Source organism: Paenibacillus sp. NRS-1781 (genome assembly GCF_050467745.1).
In the GTDB taxonomy this organism is placed as follows: Bacteria; Bacillota; Bacilli; order Paenibacillales; family Paenibacillaceae; genus Paenibacillus; species Paenibacillus terrae_A.
This window is the reverse complement of sequence record NZ_JBITPI010000078.1, coordinates 1-22,852: the sequence shown is the minus strand read 5'-3', so window position 1 is coordinate 22,852 and position 22,852 is coordinate 1. Positions and strand designations below refer to the sequence as shown.

Below are 22,852 nucleotides of genomic sequence, written 5' to 3'. Positions count from 1 at the left end.
AAACAGAAACCCTACAACAGTGATTCGATGACAGAATCTATTTCAAAGGGCTCCGTTGTTGATTCAAATCTTCCATTTACATGACCATCGCGATCGATCAGAAACTTGGAGAAATTCCACTTGATCCCGTCACCAGCGTATATTTCCGGATACTTATCCCGCAGGAAATCCTCCATCCATTGACCGTCCTTGGTCTGGGTATCGAAGCCTTGAAAAGGTGCCTGTTGTGTCAGATATTGAAATAAAGGATGAGGAGATGGACCTCTTACATCCGTTTTCTCAAATAGCGGGAATGTTACTCCATGGTTAATTTGGCAGACTCCCTGAACCTCCGAATTGCTACCCGGCTCTTTTTCATTGAATTGGTTACAAGGAAACGCGAGAATTTCAAAACCCTGTTCCCGTCGACTTTCATAGAGCTTCTGTAGATCCGCGAATTGACGGGAAAAGCTACATTTGCTGGCTGTGTTTACGATGAGGAGAACTTTTCCGCTGTAGTCTGACAGTTTAATCGGCTTCCCGTTAATTGAGGTTGCTTGAAAATCATAAATAGACATATTAAAGTCCCTCCTCATATTACTTTTTTATACATCATATATCCAGAGTGTCTATTGGTCTAATATATTATTCGAATGACCTTTATAGGTAGAAGGGGGTTCGCCTCTTTTATAGCAAACTGTGGCATTCGCCGTTACCAAGATAGAATATGGATGCATATTCATGTAATGCGTGCAAAAACCCAACAGAATCGAGGGATACTCGTGCCCATTGGAAAGATGATTCAATATAAGGAAATGCGACAACATCCCGTTTTAAGTTCTTATCTGCCGGAGACCCAGTGGATTAGCAATGCAAGAACTTTGCGTATGCTGGACGAATATCGGACGGTTTTCATTAAGCCTAATTATGGAAGCGGGGGGACTGGTATCATACGGGCCAAAAAGCTAGGGAGGAGGTATGAGATACGTTGCGGCTCCAGTCGAAGAATTGTCAGATCCCACGCAGTGAGAAGAGCAATCAGGATCCACAGGAGGCCTCATCGCCGTTATTTGGTACAACAAGGACTTCGGTTAGCGAAGTACAAAGGCTCGATTTTTGATGCTCGAGTGTATATGCAAAAGCCGGAATCGGAATGGATCATTTCAGGAATAACCGGGCGTGTGGCAGCACCCTCCAAGGTTGTGACCAATTACCGCAAAGGAGGACATGCGGCACCCTTGTCCAAAGTGCTTTTAAAGGTCTTTAAAAATGACAGAACGAAAATGCAAGAGACTCTGGATCAGATCACCGAACTTTCTAAAATGGTTGCCAACACGATAGATAAAAATCATCCGTTTCGCGAGCTGGGTATTGATCTTGCTATTGAGAAGAATGGTCAAATCTGGATTATTGAGGCCAATCCGCATCCCGGACATAAGTTGTTCAAGCAGCTCCCCAATCATAAGATGATTCGCAACATTTTGAGAAACAAACGTCGGATTGAAAAACATTAGTATAAAGTTATACTCCATTTTTTCAGCCTGAATCAGGCCCTCATCAAGAGCCGAATTCAGGCTGATGTGTTATTTTGTCTTGTTTTATAGTGTGGTCATTGGCCTCGCGGTTCAACATATTCAATAAAAGTGCCATCCGGGTGCTCTACAAAAATACTCGGCCCCACAGGGAAATTTTTGAACAACTGTATGATCGTTTAACTCAATTGGAGCAACAAGAGGAAGAACGTATATTAGTCGAACGTATAGAAAGTCTTGATCGGGACCCAGCATCCGCGAAATCTTGGAAAGATATCCGTCGAACTACCTAAACTGAATGAAAGAATTGTTTGATATTCGTTTACATGAGGCTGCGGAAAAAGAATATAACCAGATGGATGGTTCAGTTCTTGATGAGGTCAATAAAGTCAATGAAGGAGTTAGTATTCCGGTATGGAAAAGACAAATGATTAGAATGGTGAAGATCATTATAGAAGCAGACTATCCTCACTTGGGAGACAGTCTGCTTTTTTAAAAGGTGCCTTTTGATATAATCTGGACTGCTGTTAACTACATGAGTCCCTCTTCCTTCATGCTAATGAACGTTTTGTCTCCTAATATGACATGATCCAGCAATTCGATGCCGAGTAAAAGGCCTGCGTCTCGTAATCGGAGTGTTGTGCTTACATCTTCTGAGCTAGGAACAGGTGTACCTGAGGGATGATTATGACAGGCAATGATAGATGCAGAGTTTGCAAGTACGGCGAGTTTGTAAGTTTCTCTGGGGTGAACCAATAAGGTATTCAATGTACCACAAGATACTTGGTGTAGCGCAGTGGGCTCATTTTTAGTATTTAAACAAAGAATGCAAAAGGCTTCACGATCATAGTCACCGATAAATCTTCTGAATAATCCGACTGCATCCTGAGGTGAGCTGATAATTCGGTTAGGATAAAGTAACGAAGTTTTTTCCCGAACTATACGCAAAGTTATGATTTCTACACGTTTGGCAGGTACACGCTTAGGTTTATTCATTTTGCGATCTCCTTTTGATACTTTATAAATATGTAATTTTTGGATTTTTATTTCGTAGCGTTTTGTGACCTCGGCATGTTCATTACCTCATTTAAGAATAACCGAGGTAACCCAAAGGATTAACCCTCTATATATGTTGATTTACTGCATTTTAACATCTAAAGATAATAATATAGCAGTATTTGTGAATAATCTTTTATTGGGGGGCTGGATCAGGAGATGGCTCTACAGGTTTTGAAATCGGTATTAGAGTGGGAGAAACACAAAAATCAATAATTTACAGCAATGAACCGACTGCCGTGGGCAATCGGTTCATTGTTTTACTTTTTCATAACCGGAATCCATACTTCGCAGCGATAGTCCTCAGCCCGCGAGTCCCCCATCATATATACCTCCAGCTCGGGTCCGCCTGAATGCTCATAAAACGTGAACTTCTCTTTCCCATTCTTCCCTGCTCACCGATCCGGACGCCAGGCGCGAGTAACGCTAAAAAAAGACGCTTCTGGTTTCCCAGAAACGTCTTTAATAATCTTCAATCCATAAAGATACATATATAAATAACACGTAAGCTACAAGAAAGAAAGCAATCACACTAAGGAGGAGAATCCATATAAGACGGGTTTTAAATGGGGACAGAATTTTTTTTAATGGTCTTAGGATTTTCTTATGGGTAGGCAGCAACTCATATTCTAATTTTTTTAAAATCCGTTCCGCTTTTTCTTCATCTCTAATTAAAAGTTCACTCCATAATTGTTCATATTGCTCTCGAATGACTTCTTTAGTAGAACTATCTTTTAGTAAAACCATTTGTGACCTCCATAGATCATAAAGTAGCAAGAAGACCTGAAGAACTGTTCCCTAGTCTTCAGATCCCCTTGCAGCTAATTTTAATTTCCGTATACATGCCCTCTTAATTTCACGGAATTACCAAGTTCCTCATTTGTAGCTCTTACGTGCACACCAGAATACTGAGTACCTGTGTATATCGTATTATAAAAAGCCGCGCCATTCCAAGTATTAAAACCAGTTTGGAATACCTGCCCGTAAGCATCATCACCAAAAATACTTTTTTTCACAATACTATACCGAACAGCACACTTTGACATGCTTCCAGAAATTTGCTGCCACCCCGTAATACCTACTCTGTCCTCAGTCATGTTAAACTGACCACTATAAATAGAAGCACCCGCACTGACCCATTGTGTATCACTACCATAACTTGTAAGCTCAGTAGATAAAGGTTTGACAGACGAGGTACTATTCTCTTCTGATTGAGACTGAATTAATTTTTCAACCTTTTTGCTTTTTGTCTCTTGCCCGCCTACCAGTACCTTCCAACTATCGCCCTTTTTAATGATGGGGTATGTGACTGTATTTATTGAACCATCATCTTTTCTAGTTAATTCAACCGTAGCAGTATAGTTGTCATCAGAAGCTGAAACGACATTTTTGATGCTGACATCAGAAAATGGATTATTGCTTACTGATTCCTTATACTCTTTCAATTGTTCCTGTTCACTATTAAATCTCGTATCTACCACCCATTTTGCGGCTTCCGAAGCATCTCCGGATATTGCGGCTTCCACATAGTTTTTTATTGATTGTTTGGCTAATTCTTCATTAGAAGCACTCTCGGCGCCAGTAAGACCAGGAAATACGGACATTGCAAGCAAAGGAATCAATAACATTGTCTTTTTTATTTTACCATTAAAGCTTAAAAATTTCATTCATATTCCACCCTATCTTTTTTTTTACATAAATACATTCTTTTGAATTATTTGATATGATTAAGCTTTTCTCAAACTACAACGTGAACCCTAAGAAACAACGCAAAGAAGTCTCCAGACCTGAGGCCCAGAGCTTTCTTTGTTTAGGTCAGTTATTATTTTGCGTCCGAAGGCAATGAACCGGCTACGCCCCAAATTTCCACATTAACTTTGTTTGTACCACCTCGGAACTGAATTGTATATCGTCCAGAACGCAAACCGTCCGAAATTCCCGCATCAGTACTTCTCCAAACTGTTTCACTGTTTTTGCTGATTGTCTTGCCGTCAACATACACTTTACCAGAATCGTTGTGCTGTACAGTAAAATCAACCGGGGCATTAACATAGTTCCTAATGCGCAATTTAACATGCCCAAAACCCTTAGCAACCTCGAAGCTACCTGATGCAGTTGCACTTCCCCCTACAGTAAAGTTAAAAGAATTCCCCACGCTCTGAGGAGTTACTACATGGTCACCAGTAGTTGTTGTACTTGCATCTTGGGTCGCTGTAGTGGATATATTCGCAGAAATCTTATCAGGATGATAAAGTCTGTCTAGTACGTCAGCAGGGGGAACAGGATCGTAAGTAACGCTTTCGTTTGGAATAGGGGCATCGTGATCAGCAAGCACACTATTTGTAATAACAACAGTTAATACACTAGCACTTACTGCCAAAATAATGAGCCCCCAAGTTGTTGCTTTGAATTTCACAGCCACACATCCATTCTAATTATTTTGTAAACCCATTTCCTGATATGAAAAGTCAATAGGCGTGACAAATCCCGTCCATTATTGAAAGAATAGGATAGGAAGTGTAACTGTTGAACATTCAGAATCTCACGAACTAAAAAGGACGCTCCAGATCAATTCCAGAGACGTCCTTCGTGACTTTTCTGTTTTTCAGTAGCATTGTTTTAAAAAATCAGAAAGTTGCTGGCCCTACTCAGTTGTTATTGGTAAGCAGGTGCAAGGTAAGTATTGCGAACATTCGTAGCGACAAAATCCCATGAGCTTATTCTTTGTCCAGTGTAATCATCATACTGAACGGCTCTATACTTTTTAAGAGTTAAGTCAGCCGAAACCCCTAGTCTACTAAATCTACTCGGGTCTGCCGGGATTTGCGTTGCTACTGAATACAAGTACGAAACTCCGACAGTAAAAGATACATCGTCGTATTTTAGCGTAGTAGAAGCGGTATAGGTTTCCCCACTATTAACTGTATAATTACTTGCTTTGGCCCAGTAAGGAGTATTCTTATGATAATTGATAAATTGGTGATCTCTTGTAGTACCTGAAATAAACGTGTTGTCAATGTGGGTACTGGAAGGCCGTATTACAGAGTCGACAGCTTCTAACTGGACTGTGGTATTCTTATCATTTGAGGCAGCTACGTAAGAATCATAATCTTCTTTTGTCAAAAAGGACACTACATCGCCGTTATCCAAAGAAACCGTTTTATAGGCTCCATCAACCACAATAGTCGCAGAAACAACATCCGGTTGGGGTACTGCTGCATCATTTTGTGCTGCGTAAATGTTAGGTGTACCCACAACAAAAAGCAGTAAAGCAGAAAGAATAATCGCGAATTTTTTCATAAGATTTCCTCCTGGTCATATATTTACATTATAATGATAACAATAACATCTGTTTTGCGGACGTTTTATCACACTTCATAAAGGAGAGATATACATGTATTCCGTAAGCGGCACCATAGCTTTAATATCAAGCATGTCTATGTTCTGGCTTTTATACTATTTAGAACACATCAGTTCCGCAGGGTTTAATGATGCTTTTTACTTATTCCCACTGATCTTAATTGTTCTTTGTATTTATTTTTATTGGAAGGATCATGATGCAAAAAAGTAGGTGATCCTTCATCTCATTATCCAGACACTTATATCCCCTCCCTTCTTGACCGGTTGATGCACACATTCGGTCTTGGGTGGCATTTTCGCTGCCCTTGACCCGGTCACTCTACCGATTGATCTTGCTTCGTATGTCACTACATTTTCACAGCCAGGACTCCTTTCCAAACAAGTAGCTTAAATACCTTGTTAAGTGATATTTATACAAATTCCTATGCACTATTGAAGTAGATAGGAGGTGTATACATCTTGCGTTACAAAAATACATAAATTTTTAATTAATGGTAATCATTTCAATAATAATTATATCACACGATTTCTGTTTTTCTACGCAAATGTTCAATAATCCCCTATAAATGAATCCCCTCTCCTAGATAGCTAGCCTCACAAAGCTTTTAACAAGCTTGTATTTCCATTTCCTGTTAATGTATTTTTATTTTAAAAAAGCCATTATATAGAATGATTATATTAGTTAGATGAGAGGAGGGATAGTTCCGCATAAACAGCATCCGTTTTATTTACTTGAACGAAACCAGCGTCATGCTAAGGCAAGAAAAACAATGTAGGTGATGTAGCTTTGAAAGCATGAGGATGTTTGGTTATATCAGTTGGGTCAGCTTCTTGGTCTGGAACATACGGTTGTACTGATTTATCAGTTCATCCAAAAGCATAGACTGTTCAAGCACACAGGCATGTCCGAAACCATACTGTTTCGTACAGATCATGCAATCGTTGCCGGGCATCTTCCAACTGTCGATTTAACGTTTCATCTGTATTCATAGCGCATTTCCTCCTAATGTATCTCATTTTAGGATGGAATGTGGAAATATGAATGGCTGTTTTAGCAATCAAAAATCAGCAAAATATAGCAAAAAAAGACCAGCGGCTAGGCTGGTCAATGGTAATAAAATTAAAAACCGGATCACATTCCACCAATGTGACCTTGAGTTTCAATCGTGCCAGGGCTTGAGTGTCCAGGAATTGGATAATCAGCTTGAGATTGTGATGCGAATACCAGTAAAAAGCTAATTACCGCCAAGAAGAAAACCATCTTTTTGATCAATTTTTTCCCATAGACTGTGCAACTGATCTCGTGTTTCAGAAACGGCATACGCTTTGAATCGTTCAAATAACATTGCACAATTATGCGAAAGTAGTCCTTTATTAATGAATTCAGCCTTTTCCCATGCATTTAGCAGACATTTGAAACCATATGGATATCTACCTTTATTTAGGCTATATTTTGCTAGTTTATACCAAAATCGTACGTATTCCTCTGGTAAAACTTGTTGTGTGAATACGTCATCCGATGAAGATTCATGATAGTTTACGATTTGGGATTCAAAACGCTTGAGGATATGATCCACATCAATATTGTATCTATTGGCCGTTTCCATGACATTTAGGAGTTCAGCAAAAATGTGTTGTTCGCCTGCTATATACTCTACATAATCGGGCAAGATACTAATATCTCCAGACATAAGCTTGTTTACGTACGTATTAATTTTCGCCCATTGCTGATATTGATTCTTCCAATAAAGTGAATCTGGGTCATTCTCCTTTACCCAACTTAGATCAGCATAACCGCGAATGTGTGCTAATGCTTGTTCATGATCTCCTTTTGCATCGCAAGCATTAGCACACAGCAGCTTAGAATAAGCTATGTAGGCAAACAGCGGCTTACTTGGACTTTTCTGCGGCTCTGTTCCTTTTCGCTTAGAGTTATGAACCAAATCATATTGAATTTGTCCTAATTGACCCATTTGGTATGCAAATTCATAAACCTTGTCCCACAGGCTTAATGATCTATACACGTTTGCTAAATCTTTTAAGGCATCCAGTTGATCTATCTCATGTAAGCGATGGACAAACGTCTCAAACTTATTCGCTGCATTCAAGTTAAGATTCTGATCCTTTCCAACCGCAATCTGAAACAACCGATAATGGGACAAGGCAAGTCGTTCGGAATGCTGCTGCTTTTCACTCTCGGCTATATTTTCATACAGGTAAGCGGCTGCGTCCTGATACCCATTTTGGAAAGAAGCTTCGGCTAATTCAAAAAGGTTGGGAAGATAGCCAAGATTATCTAGTAGAACACTTACCACTCGCTGCAAACAATCCAGTCGATGAAACTGCACACATCGGTACAGGAAGGGGCAAATTCTTCGCCAGTTAATCGGTTCATCTACAGTGCACTCTTCAACATACCGTTCATAAAAATGATCCGGTGGTAAATTCATGCCCGCAGTAATGAGATCCAATTGGTAAACGGAAATAGGACGGTTGCTCGTCAGAATGCCACTTATCGTGCCGGGATTCAAGCCTGCGATGTGCCCAAATTGAGTCTTGCTCAAGCCTTTTTCTTTCCTTAATTGTACCATCTTTTGGAATAATAATAAATACTTCTATTTTATTGCTTTTTATCTTGGTAATAGGGAGTTGTTTCAATGACAAATATAGCAATGACAAGAAAGATAGACTCGCTAGGACGATTCGGATTGCCTAAAGAAATACTATATATGGTTGATATTAGACCAGGCGATTCAGTGGAAATTTTTATGGATGCAGAAGCGAGCACAATATCACTAGGTAAATACATCGGCCAATCCTGTAAATTTTGCCAATCAACCGAGGTATTAAGCACCTTTAAAAAATCTCTCATATGCAATGAATGTAAAAGTCAATTGATAGCTACTCAAAAGGATAAACGGAATCCACAACCAAAAGAGGTGATGACACAGCTGCTTTTGGTTTTGCTAGAAAAGTACCCTGACGCTACACAACAGGATTATTCTGATATGTTACGCATACCAATAGCTCGTTTAAGGAATCTTTGTCAAACAATTACACAGAACAAAAATAATGAGAAAGAGATTAAGTCCAATCCGGGCATCAATTCTACCATACTCAAAAGGAGAGGTTAGCATTGAAAAATACAGGTATGATACGCTCTCTAGATACGTTATTTCGGATCGTTATCCCCAAAGAAATGCGCGTAACCATGAACTTGGAGGTTGGTGATGGTATTGAATTTCTTGTGGATGATGAAGGGAGCTTCTTTGGTCTGCAAAAGTATGTCGGCACTTCTTGTAAGCTGTGTGGCTCAATTGAACGTCTAACCTATTTCAAGGGCAAGCTTTTATGTACGAACTGCATAACTGAAATGAAGGGGAATATAGGCATTAGTACAATACCAGTGCCCAAGATTAAGGAGCCAAGACAAAGAGAAAAACGAACGTATCAGCCGGCACAAAACTTGATCGAAAAACTAAGAGAATTGATGCGTGAACATCCCAATGCCAAGCAAAGCGAATACGCCAAATGGATTGGCGTTTCGCAAGGCCGTATATCTCAACTCAAAAAGTTATTGTAGGCTGACCGAGATCCATTTTCGATCATTTTCCGAGCAATTGTATACAACAAAAAAATGCCTGTAATTTTTCGTCCGGACTAAACTTAGCCATAGAAAAACTGCACCTCCAATGTTAGATGGTGTCTAACAATTGGGGTGCAGTTCATCCCGGGTGGTTTTTCTGTCTCGTACTTGCTTATAGATGTTTATCAGCTTTGTTATGGGTTTACTTTTTCATAATCGGAATCCATACCTCGCAGCGATAGTCCTCAGCCCGCGAGTCCCCCATCATATATACCTCCAGCTCGGGTCCGCCTGAATGCTCATAATGGCTGGCAGGGAACCATTCCTGAAAAATTCTTTGCCATACCTTTTGAATCGTATGAGGCATAGGGCCGATGGATGTAAACACAGCCCAAGTTTCGGCTGGGATGGTTCTGAACTCTAATCCGTTGGAGGTGGCTACGTCCTCACTGCCTTCGGCGGCAATCAGGTACGTGAATTTCTCTTCCCCATGCTTGAAATCCAAACAAATACCGAGGATATCCTCGCTTGTTCCCAAGGCTTGAATCCGATCCGATGTACCATCCGCGTTCAGCTCGTCCCAGAATTTCGGGATTTCCCGGAAATTTTCACCGTCTTTCGTTGTGACTTGGATGGACTTCCCAATGACCGTAAAGGCCGCTTTCTCTACAATTTTATAATCCATATCCTGATCTCCCTTCAACGATAGATGGAAGGTAATACGTGGAAAGGCTTTCAGGTTCACCCCAGGGCTTCTGGCCTCAGAGGGAGATATACCATGTACCTTACGGAACGCTTTAGAAAAAGATTCAGGGGAATCATATCCGTATTTGAACGCTATATCCAGGACCTTGGTGGTAGAAAGACTTAATTCCTGTGCAGCCAGGGTCAATCGACGCTTACGTACATATTCGGCTACCGTGACGCCGGTAAGCATATGAAACATACGTTGAAAATGAAAGGGAGACGAATAGGCTGCCTTTGCAATTTCGTCGATATCCAGTGGCTGCTGCATTCTTTCTTCTATCAGATCCAGTGCGTTCTTGATCCGAAGTAACCATTCCAACCGCATCACCTTCCTTGGATGTAATCATATCATTAGCGGTGTCCGTAATCCTGTCTTTGCGTGCTCTTGTCGAACAGACTCTGTCGCCTAGTTTAATGGGACATACACTCTGTTTCAAGTCGGAATTTCATACTGAAATTTTGGAAGCTCCAATTCGCCTGCCCCCCTTGTGTTCATAATTAAAATTTGGGACAATGAAAGAAGCGTTTGAATAGCGAAGACTGCTTAAACATGCTATGATGCAATGATGGCTGAGACGAATTTTAACGTTTTGAAAAGAGGATCGAACATGAAAAAAGAATCCATTTATGGATTAACACTAGATCAGTTGACAGCATGGCTCATCGAGCATGGACATAAGAAATCCCGGGCGTTGCAGGTATGGGACGCACTTTACCGGAAACGGATTACTGATTTTGCCGCGATGACGGAGGTTCATGAGAACTGTACCCGCCTGTTGGCAGAGCATTTTCCAATTGAAACACTGGAAGAGCATGTGAAGCAGCAGTCTACGGATGGGACGGTCAAATTCTTGTTCCGTCTTCAGGATGGAAATCTGATTGAGACAGTATTGATGCGGCACAAGTTTGGGCTGTCGGTATGTGTGACCACGCAGGTGGGCTGTAACATCGGGTGCAGCTTTTGCGCGAGCGGGCTGTTGAAGAAGAGTCGTGACCTGTCCAGCGGTGAAATCGTCGAGCAGATTATGAAGGTGCAGCTGTATCTGGATCAGGAACGTCCGGGCGACCGGGTCAGTCACGTCGTTGTGATGGGGATTGGCGAGCCGTTTGATAACTTCGTGAACCTGTCCGACTTTATCCGAGTCATTAAGGATCATAAAGGACTGGCGATTGGTCCGCGTCATATTACAGTGTCCACAAGCGGACTTGCCGATAAAATTATTGAATTTGCCGATTCCGATCTGCATGTCAATCTGGCGATTTCCCTTCATGCGCCGAATAATGAGACTCGTACCCGCATTATGAAGATCAATCGGGCGATTCCGATTGAGAAGCTGATGGAGGCGATTGATTACTATCTGGATAAAACAAATCGTCGGATTACGCTGGAGTATATTTTGCTGAAGGATATTAATGATACCAAGGAGCATGCGCTGGAGTTGGCTGAGTTGGTAGGCCACCGTCGTAATTTGGCAAATGTAAACCTGATTCCATACAATCCGGTGGATGAGCATAGCCAATACCAGCGGAGTGAGTCGGAGTCGATTACGGGCTTCTATGATGTTCTGAAAAAACAAGGCATTAGCTGTAGTGTTCGGCTGGAGCATGGAGTCGACATTGACGCGGCTTGCGGACAGTTGCGCAGCAAGCAAATCCGCAAGGATGCAAAAGGGAGTCGCAGTCCGGAACGCGAAGCGATTAGTTAATACAGAAGCGTACTCTTTAACAGGAGTACGCTTTTTTATGCCTGGACTATTGAAAGAAAAGCGCTCCTACCTAACTTAGTCTATGAATGTGAAAATAGTCACGTAATTGCGGCTGTTTTTACGTTATAGTGAGTGGTTAGTGGAGGGGTTATATGGCTAACGTAATTTCGAATGTGGCGCTCGTTCCGGGCATTTATGTGATGAAAATAGAGGGAACCTTTACAGGGAAAATGGGCCAGTTTTACATGCTGCGTACCAGTATCGGTTACCCATTGCTACCTAGACCTATCAGCATTTACGATATCGGGGATGAGGACATTTCCTTTTTATATCGGGTTGTTGGAGAAGGGACAAGCCTGTTTTCCCGGTTGCAGCCGGGGCAGGAGATCCAGCTGGAAGGACCTTTCGGCAATGGCTTTCCTCAGGTAGAAGGCAGCTTGGCGTTAGTAGGCGGTGGAATGGGCACGGCACCCTTGCTGCTGGCTGCAAAGCATTATCCGCATGCACATGTTTATTTGGGATTTGCGCAGCAAGCCTTTGGGGTGAATGCTTTTGAAGCTGTGGCAGCATCTGTGCAAGTCAAGGTAGGGGGAAGCATCGTCGAGAAGGTCGATCCTCATCTCTATGCGAATATGTTTTCCTGTGGGCCGACTCCGATGCTACAAGCGCTTGCAGAGAAGACAGAAGGCTCGTCATCCCGTTTATATATTTCAACAGAAAGACATATGGCCTGTGGTATTGGCGCGTGTTTGGGCTGCACCATGCATACCCGTGGAGGTAATAAGAGGGTGTGTAAGGAAGGGCCTGTATTCCCGGTAGAGGAGGTGGATTTTGATGATCTCCATGGCGTGTAATATTGCGGGCGTACCGTTCAAGAACCCGATCATCATGGCATCCGGTACATTTGGCTTTGGACGTGAGTATGCGGAATTTTACTCTCCTGATCTGTTGGGGGGCATCGTCGGCAAGGGATTAACCCTTCATCCGAAGGCGGGCAATACCGGATCACGCATACATGAAACAGCATCCGGTATGCTCAATAGCGTGGGACTGGAAAATCCAGGTGTTGCGGCCTTTTTGAAGGATGAGCTGGATGATATGACGCGCTGGAACACGGCTGTGATTGCTAATGTGGGTGGCTCGAATCTGGAGGAGTACGTTCAGGCTGTAGCCATGATTACGGAAAATGCGCAAAAACGGCGCACGATGAACCGCAGAGGCGTCGATATGCTGGAACTGAACATTTCCTGTCCCAACGTAAAGCAGGGCGGAATGCAATTCGGCATCCAGACGGAGGTGGCGCGGGACGTAGTACGGCAGGTGCGCAACGTAACGGCGCTTCCGCTAGTCGTGAAGCTGTCCCCAAATGCAGAGAATATTACGCAGATGGCGGTCATGTGCGAGGAAGAAGGCGCAGATGGCGTCTCGCTGATCAATACCTTTTCTGCGATGAAAATTGATATACGTCGGCGGCGAAGTGTTTTTACGAATACGTATGCAGGTCTTTCTGGCCCGGCGATCAAGCCGATTGCCTTGCGCATGGTTCATCAGGTGGCGCAGGCGGTATCCATTCCGGTAATCGGGATGGGGGGCATCAGCTCGGTGGAGGATATTATCGAATTTACGATGGCAGGAGCAGCTGCGATTCAGGTGGGAACATACAATTTTGTCCACTTGCACGCAGGAGCCGAGCTGGTCTACGGTCTTGAACAATGGATGCAACGGGAAAAGGTGCAGACGTTGGACGAGATACGGGGAATCGTATAAAATACTTCCTCATTTTCATAATGAAAGCACATAGAACCTCCTTGTCTGTTCAAGACAAGGGGGTTTTATGTTTATATTAGTTATCCCTTATTCAGCATATTGTTTTATTTCAGATAGAGGCTACGTTTGTGGTCATTGGAGCTCTTAGAGTTTGCAGGTTAAGAGGGAAATTGTCAAACAGTGTCGAATATATTAAGGGATTAATAGGACAGAAGACATGCTCTTCTTCCCAATGGAGAGCTTGAGAAAGAAGCTAGGTGATGGGATTGAGATTTAAAGGTAAGTCGAAACCGAGACGACAATTCAAAGTTTCGCTACAGTTTATGATTATTATTTTGGTTGTTTTAGTTATTATTATTTCCTTAATTATATCCTTGCTTCTCATTCGTAATTTCGTGATTAACAAGCATTTTGATAATACGAAGGAAAAACTTTCGGGTATTGCCAAGGTCATTGCAAGTGACAGCGATGTCATTCGAAATGTTGAGCAGGGAGTTCCTGTGAAGCAGATCCAGGACTATTCGCTCAGAGTAATGAATAACGTTAATGTAGATTTTGTTGTCATTCTGAACCGTGATTTAATTCGACTATCCCATCCGGATGAAACGATGGTTGGCAAACCGTTCTCTGATCTGAATGATGCCAGAAGAGCGCTATCCGGTCAGGGCCATTTTTCCGAAAATATAGGTATTTTGGGCTCAGGCTACCGATATTTTACGCCGATATTTAATAAACAGAATGAGGTCATTGGCATTGTATGTGTAGGACTGACCATGAGAACCCTGAATCATGATTTGATGCAGGCGCAGTATACCATTTTTGGAGGACTGATGCTTGGGCTCTTTAGTGGGGTTCTGGGCGCTATCATCCTGGCTCAAAAAATCAAAACAATTTTATTCGGGCTTGAGCCGCAAGAAATAGCAGCACGATTACGTGAAAAAGAAATTATTGAAAATGAGGTCGCTGAAGGAATTATAGCCATTTCGGCTGACAAGAAAATTATACTCATGAACAAAGAAGCTCAGGCCAAGTATCAACTGGCGAACCAGGACATGGAAGCCCCGATTGGCGAGCAGGTGGATACCAACTTTTATAATGTGCTCTTCAAGAGAGTGTTTGATGACAAGAAGAAGATCAAGGATCGCTCATTTTATGTGAATGGTATAGAAGTCATTGCGACAGTAACCCCTATATATATTGAAAATGAGTTTTTTGGGGCAGTTGCAACGCTGCGCGACCAATCCGAGATGATTCATCTTAGCAACCAGTTAAGTGGTACAAAATATTATATTAACTCCCTGCGCGGACAGACCCATGAATTTATGAACAAAATGCACGTGATATCCGGGTTGATTGAAATGAGGCAATATACAGAGGTTAGTCAGTATATCCAGCAGCTAAATCACCGGTATCAAAATGAGGTAGGCTTTCTGACCGAGAGAATTAAAGTTCCAGCATTAGCAGGTTTTATTATGGGTAAGATCAACGAAGCCAGCGAACAGAATATTTCGGTTCTTCTTGAAGAAAGCTCAAACGTCTCCAATGTGGAAATGCAGGACATCGTTCATGATGTCATACACATACTGGGCAATTTTTTTGACAACGCCATAGACTCGATTTTACAAAAAAAACAACCTGGTAGAATTGAGTTGAAATTGAACTATGAATGTGAGGGAAATGTATTCATTCTGAAAGTGAAAGATAATGGTATGGGGATTGATTATGAAATGCAAAAAAGAATATTCGAGCATGGCTTCTCAACCAAAGGTGAAGACAGAGGCTATGGCTTGAATCTGGTTAGAACCATGGTAGAAAATCATCAGGGGATCATTGAGCTCGACAGCCAACCGGGCCTGGGAACAAGTATATATGTAGAGTTGCCCTGTACATTGGAGGTGACAAATGAATGAAGGTTTTAATTGTTGAGGATGATCCCATGGTTGCTGAGCTAAATCAACAGTTTATTGAACGCATGGACAATTTGGATGTTGTATGTATGGCAGATACTGTTAAAAAGGCACAGGATTGTCTTCAAAAATGGACACCAGATCTGGTGTTACTGGACGTTTATTTACCCGGGAAAAGCGGGTTGACTTTATTATCACATATTCAGGAGCATCAGTATCACGCGTCTGTTATTTTAATTACGGCTGCAAAAGATATTCAAACGGTGAAGGAAGCTGTTTTTTATGGAGTTGCGGACTATTTAATTAAACCCTTTACATTCGAACGCTTTAAGCTGGCTGTTGAGAAAATCCAGCGTTTGGCTACGGTGATGGAGGAAGGGAACGGAATTAATCAAGCTGTCATTGATCACTATTTTAATAAAGAAGAGCATACGGGTATGGAGAAGAAAGAACCTTCTGAAAACCTATCCAAAAATCTTTCCAGAAACCTGTCCAAAAATTTGTCGAAACTGACCATGACCACGATACTGAAAAGCATCCAAGAGCTGGACGGTCCATTTTCCGTCGAAACCTTAGCTAGAGAAGTGGACTTGTCTCGTATTACGGTAAAAAAATATATCCAATTCCTGGTAGATGATAGCTTCTTGATTGAATCCATAGAATACCATAAGGTTGGAAGGCCGCTAATGCTCTATCAGGTGAATCCTAATTTAAAAGAACCGCTATTTCCATTGTAATTCTGGAAATAGCGGTTCTCTTTTGTCCAACGAGAGTGTTGAGCTTCTTGATTAGTTCATAGAAAGAACAGGAAGTGGGACCAGATTATCCGATGATTGGGTCGTAAGTATATCATGGAAGTTGTCGTAGCTAGTTTCAATCATGTTGGATAGCGCCGTAACGGTATTCGAGCCGGCATGAGGCGTAACCAAAACTCTTGGATACAGCTCAATAAGCTTCTGGATCGTTGGATCGGGGAGCATTTGCCATGGGTCAAATGCTCTGAAAAATAATTCATCTTCTTTAGGGAAGACATCCGTAGCGAAGCCTTCCAGATGGTTGCTAAGCAAAGCGTCCAAAATGGCTTGGTTATCTTGTAACTCGCCACGTGAAGTATTGATTAGAATAGATCCCTTTTTCATTTTTTCTAAAAATCTGGCATTAATCATTTTGTCGTTCTGTCCCGGCAGATAGGGAACGTGCACACTGACAATATCACTCTCTGCCAGTAGTTCATCTAAAGTTGTAAATGGAATGACTTCCTTGGCTGTGTCGGATTGGTACACATCATAGCCAATAACAGATGCTCCTAAGCCTTTAAACAATTTGGCTTCCGTCAGGCCAATGCGACCGACCCCGATGATCCCAACTTTACAGTTATGGATCTCTTTGCTGAATGTATGCTCGTCCACAATGAAATTTTTGAACGAGCTTTTGGTAGTCATATAAGCTGTATGACGGAACAGCATCATGGCCAGAGTTAAGGATAGCTCCGCGATGGCATTCGGAGAGTAGGATGGCACGCGTGCGACCTTCATTCCGAATTCGCTACAGGCATCCAAATCAATGTGGTTGATTCCGACTGTTCTGGTGAAAACATATTGAATGCCGTATTCCTTAAATTTCGTGAGATTGTCTCGATTCGCGGCACAGTTTCCTCTTAGCAAAACGGCATCGTGATGCTTTGCCAATTCTGCATTGCTAGAGGTTAACAGTTCTTCTACCAACGTTAGTTGGAAGTTGTATTTATTGAGGTCATGGAAATATGGTTGTTCATAAGAACGGACACCATAGCAAATTATTTTTAACATGTTGTTTTCCCCCTGATTTAGAAAATTCCAATTTTATCGATGATATTTAGCGTGATGATCCAAACTGGAATCATGACGACAGAAGTTATAGTAGATAGAAGCGATGCATTGGATGTCAATATGGCTTCCTTGTCAAAACTGATGGCATAGGCTGCCGCTACGGTAGCTGTAGGAGTAGCCATCATAATGACAATAGTAGATAAAGCGACAGAATCGACTGACAGAATATGAGATACAGTCAACAAGGTTAGTAAAATGATGTTAATAATGGGAACAATCCAAACTTTAACTATGCTGTAATACCAAGAGGTCTTATCAGTAGCTGCCGATTTGAAGCTGATCTCACCCAATGTCGAGCCAATGGATAACCAGGCTAATGGAGAAGCTAGCCCAGCAAGGTAGGTCATGGGCTTGAACAACCAGACAGCGGTTTGATCAATTCTTAGAAAAGCGAACTGCTGAATGGCCCCATCCTCTGTAGCTACGCTCATTTGTGGCAAATAGCCCTGAAACAACCAAACTAATAAGCCTAGAAAAGTGGCGATAACAATCGTATTTAAAAACATGGTTTTGAGATTTTTAAGCTCCATTTTTAAGCCGCTCATTTTGATATAGCCATAGGAGTATAAGAAGATGCGGTAGCCTATATTAAAAATGGAACTGTACATAACTCCGGTAGGCCCATAAATGGCCCCGACAATTGGAATTCCGAAAAAAGTAGTAGAACCGAAAATAGTCAACACTCGTAAAACATCCTGTTTATCCTTGTCGTAGCTCAGGAAGAAAGGTTTTGAAATAAAGATGAGAATAATATAAATGAGAATACCCCATATCAAAACATTAATACCTTGTTTTAACATTATAGGATTAATATCCTGCATGAAAGAATTAAAGGCTAGTGCTGGTAGAGCCACGGTTAGAACAACCTTGGATAACAGCTTTCCTACTGCTGCGTTAAAAATCCCCTTCTTGCGGCAAAAAAAACCAAGAAGAATAATAAAAACGGTGGAAGCAATAGAACTGACAATTTTGTTATCTGTTAAGGTCGCTGTAATCATTTCTAGTAAAGACATAGATAAAACCCTCTCTTGTACCTTTTTTCACATATATGACTATGCAATTCCCTGATCTTTTGGCCAAAGTGTTGGTGTGCACCTTTATAGTAAAATAACTTTGTGAAAAAAAGAACAATATGTAATTAATTTAACTTATGAAACTAATTTAAAAAATTTATAGGTTACATCAGATGAGAAAATGAGAGGTACTCACCAACATACATGCTATAATGTAAATCATTAAATCCCACTTAATCAGTGGGTTAAATAGAGGAAACAAGCAGGAGGAACCTATGAATCCGATACAGCATATACTGGCCGAATTTCCGCTGATCGTGCTGGATGGCGCAATGGCTACGGAGCTGGAGCGTCACGGGCATGATCTGAACGACAGCTTATGGTCGGCTAAAATACTTCATGAGCACCCGGAGTCTATCAAGCGTGTGCATAGAGACTATTTCGAAGCGGGTGCAGACTGCGCGATCACCGCGAGCTATCAGGCTACCGTTGAAGGCTACGTCAAACGGGGGCTAAGCGAAAATGAAGCGCTGGAGTTGATTCAGTCCTCGTACGGATATGGGGAGTCCGCCGCTGAGTGCGCCGAATGGCTGGATGAGCATGAGCAAGTGGCTGCTGTAGGTATTAATTGTACTTTGCCGCAATACATTCCATCGCTCATCCACGAAATACGCAGTCATACAGATAAACCCGTGGTGGTGTATCCCAATCTGGGGGAGGAATATGACCCGGTTACCAAGACATGGCACGGTACGAGCTGTACCGAGACGTTCGGGCAGAGTGCCCGCCAATGGTATGAAGCAGGAGCCCGTCTGCTTGGCGGCTGTTGCCGGACTCGGCCTGAGGATATCCAAGAGATTGTGGCATGGTCGAGAGATGCATAAGCAGGGCTGAGCGTAGGATGAAGAGGTAATCCATATGGGATGTCCTTCGACTGTTCTGTAAAAGTAAACAGGCTGAATCAAGTGGTTCTCCAGCGATGGAGGGGCTTGGTTCAGCCTGTCTTTTGTAATGACGACTGGGTCTTCGCATCATGCAGGTGTGACGTACAACAGCAAGGACAGCCACCCCACCGGGTACGATAAGCAAGATAAGCTCCACGAGCTCCGGTTAGCTGTCTGATAGCCGTTCCAGCAACGCATCCCCGTTCTGACTTACCCGAATATAGGCATAATGAGCGTTCTGTTCAACATTACGCCCGGTTCCTTCAGGGATGAAATAATTCTCAATACCGTACTGAATACGCGTACCATCCCATTGCCCGTTCAGAATGACCTCATGATGGGCAAGCTTTTCACCATCCTGGTACAGTCGATCAGCGATATATACTCCTTGGCTACCCGGCGTGAGAACGACTTTAACCTTGCCCCGGTTCCAATTGTCCTGCGAAAAAGGGGTAGAGATATCGTAATTAAGCATGACATAATCGCCTTGTAACAGGGAGCGAGGGTCTACAGGAGCCAGTTTGAGCTTAATGGAAGCGCCTGTGGCAAGCAGGGTTTCACTTCTCACGGTCTGATAGCCGATCACACCGAGTTGTAGCACGATGACTACGGCGATCAGCAGCGGGCTTAAGCGTATGAAGCTAAAGCTGCGGTGGTCAGCATCAAACGCTGTCTTGCCGCTATGGGCCATCCGCCGATCTGCCCACCACGTAATTCCGATTGCAATGACACCCACCAGTGCCAGCGTAAAGGACTTATACAGTAGCGTCCACAACAAATCATAGTACTTGAAGCCAATAAAAATAAACCAGAACGCTACGCTTGTGATGGCCTCCGATCTATGTTTTAGTCGGATGAAGGCAAAGACCATACCTGTAACGATAACGAAATAAAGAATGTTAGTCAGCACATAAGAGTGTGGAATGACATCCTCGAAAAAGGTCGCCCACAACATAAATAGCAGGCTGAAAAATAAGGAGCTATCCCGAAGGTGTTCCCGCGATGCCGTCTTGGGTATAAAATAACTTGCTGCATACAGCACAGCATTGACCAAGAAAAGAGCAAGGATAATGTACTCAAAGGACCAGTTCCAAGAATCCCACTCCTGAAACTGCTGAAATAGAATGGTCGCCAAGTTCAGGTTTACAAAGGTATAGGTAAAAAAGATCTGCCTTTTCCCTTTGGAGCGAAACCATCCGGCGATGGAAACGATCAAAAACAGTACCGAAAGCAACGTCATATCTGACCAGAGAATGGCTACCCAGCCTGTAATATAACTGATCGTCAGCAAGGTATAGCGTATTACAGAATCCAGCTTGGAGTCCGGAATGAGAATCATCGAGATCATCAGCAGCAACGACACACCCAACAGTACATATTCGGTGTGGTTTACATTCGTGCTTATGTTAATTAATCCGATCAGGGATATACTGCCGATCAGCACTCCGACTATCTTAATCATGCGGGAAACGGTTTTGCTGATCCATTCACCCCCGCGTTCCTCGGAAACCGCTGTTTCAGACTCCGATGCACTCATGTCCGATGTCTGTGTATCAGACTCTGCAGCATCCCGCTTTTCCTCGTTGGATAGTTCTCCATCCTCTAGCGATGATTTCCCTAAACGGTTCAAATAGCGGAAAAACCATACATTACCCGTCAGCAGCAGCGCCACAAAAATCAATCCAAAGACAAAGAACAGCGATGAAGAGTATGCTTCCGCCAACTCAATAAATTTAAAGACAGCAAAAGCGGAGGCCGCCAATGCATTCAAGGTGAGCAGCGTTTTACTCAGTCGGACCTTGATAAACACATAAAATCCAATAGTGATTACAGCGATACAGGGTATGTTCATAATGAGACCATATCCATCCAATGCAAAAGAGTTAGTCATCGTCAGCACGGCAATATGGAAAACGATAAAGCTCATATATTTCAGCGGTCCAGAGTTTGGGCGATGGAGGAACGTCAATAGAAACAACACCAGATTGACCAGTGCGAACACTCCGGCTATGGACAGCGATTCCAGTTCGCTATAAGGCGTGCTTTGCATCGTAGGGTAAAAGTAGAACCACAAGGCGAGATGAATCAGCACATAAGACAGCATATAAAAAGGATTGTAGCGGGTAATGCAGCTTAGCAGCAAAGCCGGAACCGACCAGATTAAAAATAACCCGTAACTATCCGCGTGAGAATTGTATATTTGACCGAGCAACGCCACGGAAACGCCAAAGGCTATACAGCCTGCCACCAGAAATATATTTGACAGAAAGGCTTGCTGACTGGGAACAGCGCGTACACGTGCAAATACAAAGGACAAGCCATAGAACAGAACGATAAGCGCAGCAGCCAGCACAATCTTGGCCGTCCGATCCAGCCCACCCCAATTGGAGGCGAAAAAATAAATAATCGCGGCCAGTACCAGTGAGATGCCCAGCAGATAGCCCATACGTATCGCATTGAATCGCAGCATTCGTTTCACGTCCCTTTCCTGTTGGTTTGATGCCTATTATAGCGTTGAAAGGGCTAAGAACCAAATCGGAATTAGGATCAGGTCATAAAAAAAGGAGAACCACCGTATACGATTGTTCTCCTGTATCGCTGCTGAACTCCATGCCAGCATACCCATGCTATTATCCATATGCTGTTTTTCCACACCTGCCCCGCCTCGCTACATGCTAAGCGTTGGTGTGTGGAACTCTTGCCGGGCTTGATGCCGGAACCGATGCTCACGCGGCGGAATCCCGGCCGTTTTCTTAAATGCCTTGGAAAAGGTAGACATATCCGTGTAGCCGATGGACTGGGCAATGATCGACAAATTGTAAGTCGTTTGCTCCAGCAATCTTTTGGCCTCATTGATTTTGAGGTTTTGCAAATACTTGGCGGGGGAAATCAGGAAGGTGGAATGGAATTTGCGTGAAAAATGCGCGCGATCCACACCTACATGCTCGGCAATCTGTTCAATCGTAATGCGGTCACAATAGTGCATATCAATGTAATTTTTCCCCTGTTGTAGCCAATAGCCCGAGCATACAGAATTGCGCAGTGTGTCCGATGTGTTGCGGGACAGCTCCTCGAAAATCTGGTGTAGTGTAATGAGACGCGAGAGATCGCTGTCACGTCTGCTGTTGTCATTTACAATGGAAAACAAATTCGATATGAGTCCAGTGACTTCCTCGCTTACTGCGTTGGCCAAAAAAGGCGTACAGGGATTAATCCCGATTCGCTCCAGCAGCGCAAGGGATTTGGGTCCCTCAAAAGCAATCCATACCTTTTGTAGCGGGTTCTCCTGATCCGTGTAATATTCATGTGCAAGATGCGGGAAGAAGCAGAACAGGTCGGACCTTTGCACATGATATTTCTTTTGCTTATGACGGATTGTAATATGAA

At 42.8% G+C, this 22,852-nt stretch carries 23 protein-coding genes and 1 pseudogene; 10 read left to right on the top strand and 14 right to left on the bottom strand.

Annotated elements, in window-relative coordinates; all coding sequences use genetic code 11:
- Positions 1-11 precede the first annotated feature (11 nt).
- Positions 12-557 carry a glutathione peroxidase gene (locus tag ACIFO6_RS23245; protein WP_430044329.1) on the bottom strand — a complete coding sequence of 182 codons (546 nt, stop codon included), beginning with the start codon at positions 555-557 and terminating at the stop codon, positions 12-14.
- A 153-nt stretch (positions 558-710) separates the two neighbouring features.
- Here ACIFO6_RS23245 and ACIFO6_RS23240 point away from each other — a divergent pair, with 153 nt between their 5' ends.
- Positions 711-1,493: a YheC/YheD family protein gene (locus ACIFO6_RS23240; protein WP_430044328.1), complete on the top strand. Its 783-nt coding sequence runs from the start codon at positions 711-713 to the stop codon at positions 1,491-1,493.
- 316 nt (positions 1,494-1,809) lie between these two features.
- Positions 1,810-2,007 carry a hypothetical protein gene (locus ACIFO6_RS23235; protein ID WP_430044326.1) on the top strand — a complete coding sequence of 66 codons (198 nt, stop codon included), beginning with the start codon at positions 1,810-1,812 and terminating at the stop codon, positions 2,005-2,007.
- Between the two features lie 35 nt (positions 2,008-2,042).
- Here ACIFO6_RS23235 and ACIFO6_RS23230 read toward each other — a convergent pair whose 3' ends face one another.
- From ACIFO6_RS23230 to ACIFO6_RS23195, 8 genes and pseudogenes are all read right to left on the bottom strand, one after another.
- Positions 2,043-2,507, bottom strand: a complete 465-nt coding sequence (locus tag ACIFO6_RS23230; RefSeq protein ID WP_430044325.1) for a JAB domain-containing protein — start codon at positions 2,505-2,507, stop codon at positions 2,043-2,045.
- 320 nt (positions 2,508-2,827) lie between these two features.
- Positions 2,828-2,929 (bottom strand): annotated as a pseudogene (locus tag ACIFO6_RS23225) (AraC family transcriptional regulator); the annotation flags it as partial.
- A 100-nt stretch (positions 2,930-3,029) separates the two neighbouring features.
- Positions 3,030-3,314 (bottom strand): hypothetical protein, encoded by a 285-nt coding sequence (locus tag ACIFO6_RS23220; RefSeq protein WP_430044323.1) that lies wholly within the window; start codon positions 3,312-3,314, stop codon positions 3,030-3,032.
- Positions 3,315-3,394: 80 nt separating this feature from the next.
- A complete protein-coding gene (locus tag ACIFO6_RS23215; RefSeq protein ID WP_430044320.1) occupies positions 3,395-4,234 on the bottom strand; it encodes a hypothetical protein in 840 nt (279 codons plus the stop codon).
- Between the two features lie 155 nt (positions 4,235-4,389).
- Positions 4,390-4,983, bottom strand: coding sequence for a hypothetical protein (locus tag ACIFO6_RS23210; RefSeq protein ID WP_430044319.1), 594 nt, complete (start codon positions 4,981-4,983; stop codon positions 4,390-4,392).
- 239 nt (positions 4,984-5,222) lie between these two features.
- Positions 5,223-5,867 carry a hypothetical protein gene (locus ACIFO6_RS23205; RefSeq protein WP_283653896.1) on the bottom strand — a complete coding sequence of 215 codons (645 nt, stop codon included), beginning with the start codon at positions 5,865-5,867 and terminating at the stop codon, positions 5,223-5,225.
- Between the two features lie 869 nt (positions 5,868-6,736).
- Complete coding sequence (locus ACIFO6_RS23200) at positions 6,737-6,862, bottom strand: aspartyl-phosphate phosphatase Spo0E family protein (protein WP_235332259.1); 126 nt, start codon at positions 6,860-6,862, stop codon at positions 6,737-6,739.
- A 300-nt stretch (positions 6,863-7,162) separates the two neighbouring features.
- Positions 7,163-8,518, bottom strand: coding sequence for a helix-turn-helix domain-containing protein (locus tag ACIFO6_RS23195; RefSeq protein ID WP_430044317.1), 1,356 nt, complete (start codon positions 8,516-8,518; stop codon positions 7,163-7,165).
- Positions 8,519-8,584: 66 nt separating this feature from the next.
- Between ACIFO6_RS23195 and ACIFO6_RS23190 the strand changes: the two genes are divergently transcribed.
- On the top strand, positions 8,585-9,061 hold the full coding sequence (locus ACIFO6_RS23190; protein WP_430044315.1) for a hypothetical protein: 477 nt from the start codon (positions 8,585-8,587) through the stop codon (positions 9,059-9,061).
- Between the two features lie 2 nt (positions 9,062-9,063).
- Entirely contained in the window at positions 9,064-9,510 is a 447-nt protein-coding gene (locus ACIFO6_RS23185; protein WP_430044313.1) for an AbrB/MazE/SpoVT family DNA-binding domain-containing protein, read from the top strand.
- Positions 9,511-9,715: 205 nt separating this feature from the next.
- On the opposite strand, the gene ACIFO6_RS23180 is transcribed toward ACIFO6_RS23185, so the two are convergent.
- Positions 9,716-10,585: an AraC family transcriptional regulator gene (locus ACIFO6_RS23180; protein ID WP_430044311.1), complete on the bottom strand. Its 870-nt coding sequence runs from the start codon at positions 10,583-10,585 to the stop codon at positions 9,716-9,718.
- A gap of 283 nt (positions 10,586-10,868) precedes the next feature.
- Between ACIFO6_RS23180 and rlmN the strand changes: the two genes are divergently transcribed.
- The 5 genes from rlmN to ACIFO6_RS23155 all read left to right on the top strand — a co-directional run bounded on the left by rlmN (position 10,869) and on the right by ACIFO6_RS23155 (position 16,377).
- A complete protein-coding gene (gene rlmN / locus ACIFO6_RS23175) occupies positions 10,869-11,966 on the top strand; it encodes a 23S rRNA (adenine(2503)-C(2))-methyltransferase RlmN (protein WP_430044309.1) in 1,098 nt (365 codons plus the stop codon).
- Between the two features lie 152 nt (positions 11,967-12,118).
- Positions 12,119-12,820: a dihydroorotate dehydrogenase electron transfer subunit gene (locus tag ACIFO6_RS23170; RefSeq protein WP_430044308.1), complete on the top strand. Its 702-nt coding sequence runs from the start codon at positions 12,119-12,121 to the stop codon at positions 12,818-12,820.
- Positions 12,801-13,733, top strand: coding sequence for a dihydroorotate dehydrogenase (locus tag ACIFO6_RS23165; RefSeq protein WP_430044306.1), 933 nt, complete (start codon positions 12,801-12,803; stop codon positions 13,731-13,733). Before ACIFO6_RS23170 ends, ACIFO6_RS23165 begins: the two co-directional genes overlap by 20 nt.
- 323 nt (positions 13,734-14,056) lie before the next feature.
- Entirely contained in the window at positions 14,057-15,643 is a 1,587-nt protein-coding gene (locus ACIFO6_RS23160; RefSeq protein ID WP_430044304.1) for an ATP-binding protein, read from the top strand.
- Positions 15,640-16,377 (top strand): response regulator, encoded by a 738-nt coding sequence (locus tag ACIFO6_RS23155; RefSeq protein ID WP_430044303.1) that lies wholly within the window; start codon positions 15,640-15,642, stop codon positions 16,375-16,377. Before ACIFO6_RS23160 ends, ACIFO6_RS23155 begins: the two co-directional genes overlap by 4 nt.
- Before the next feature lie 51 nt (positions 16,378-16,428).
- Here the strand turns inward: ACIFO6_RS23155 and ACIFO6_RS23150 are convergent, their stop codons facing one another.
- Both ACIFO6_RS23150 and ACIFO6_RS23145 read right to left on the bottom strand, forming a co-directional pair.
- Positions 16,429-17,448: a 2-hydroxyacid dehydrogenase gene (locus tag ACIFO6_RS23150; RefSeq protein ID WP_430044301.1), complete on the bottom strand. Its 1,020-nt coding sequence runs from the start codon at positions 17,446-17,448 to the stop codon at positions 16,429-16,431.
- A gap of 17 nt (positions 17,449-17,465) precedes the next feature.
- On the bottom strand, positions 17,466-18,521 hold the full coding sequence (locus ACIFO6_RS23145; RefSeq protein WP_430044300.1) for an AEC family transporter: 1,056 nt from the start codon (positions 18,519-18,521) through the stop codon (positions 17,466-17,468).
- Between the two features lie 275 nt (positions 18,522-18,796).
- Here ACIFO6_RS23145 and ACIFO6_RS23140 point away from each other — a divergent pair, with 275 nt between their 5' ends.
- Positions 18,797-19,405, top strand: a complete 609-nt coding sequence (locus ACIFO6_RS23140) for a homocysteine S-methyltransferase (protein WP_430044297.1) — start codon at positions 18,797-18,799, stop codon at positions 19,403-19,405.
- 226 nt (positions 19,406-19,631) lie between these two features.
- On the opposite strand, the gene ACIFO6_RS23135 is transcribed toward ACIFO6_RS23140, so the two are convergent.
- Both ACIFO6_RS23135 and ACIFO6_RS23130 read right to left on the bottom strand, forming a co-directional pair.
- Complete coding sequence (locus ACIFO6_RS23135; protein ID WP_430044346.1) at positions 19,632-21,935, bottom strand: GDYXXLXY domain-containing protein; 2,304 nt, start codon at positions 21,933-21,935, stop codon at positions 19,632-19,634.
- A 198-nt stretch (positions 21,936-22,133) separates the two neighbouring features.
- Positions 22,134-22,852 (bottom strand): helix-turn-helix domain-containing protein (locus ACIFO6_RS23130; protein WP_430044295.1); only part of this gene is annotated, 719 nt, incomplete at its 5' end.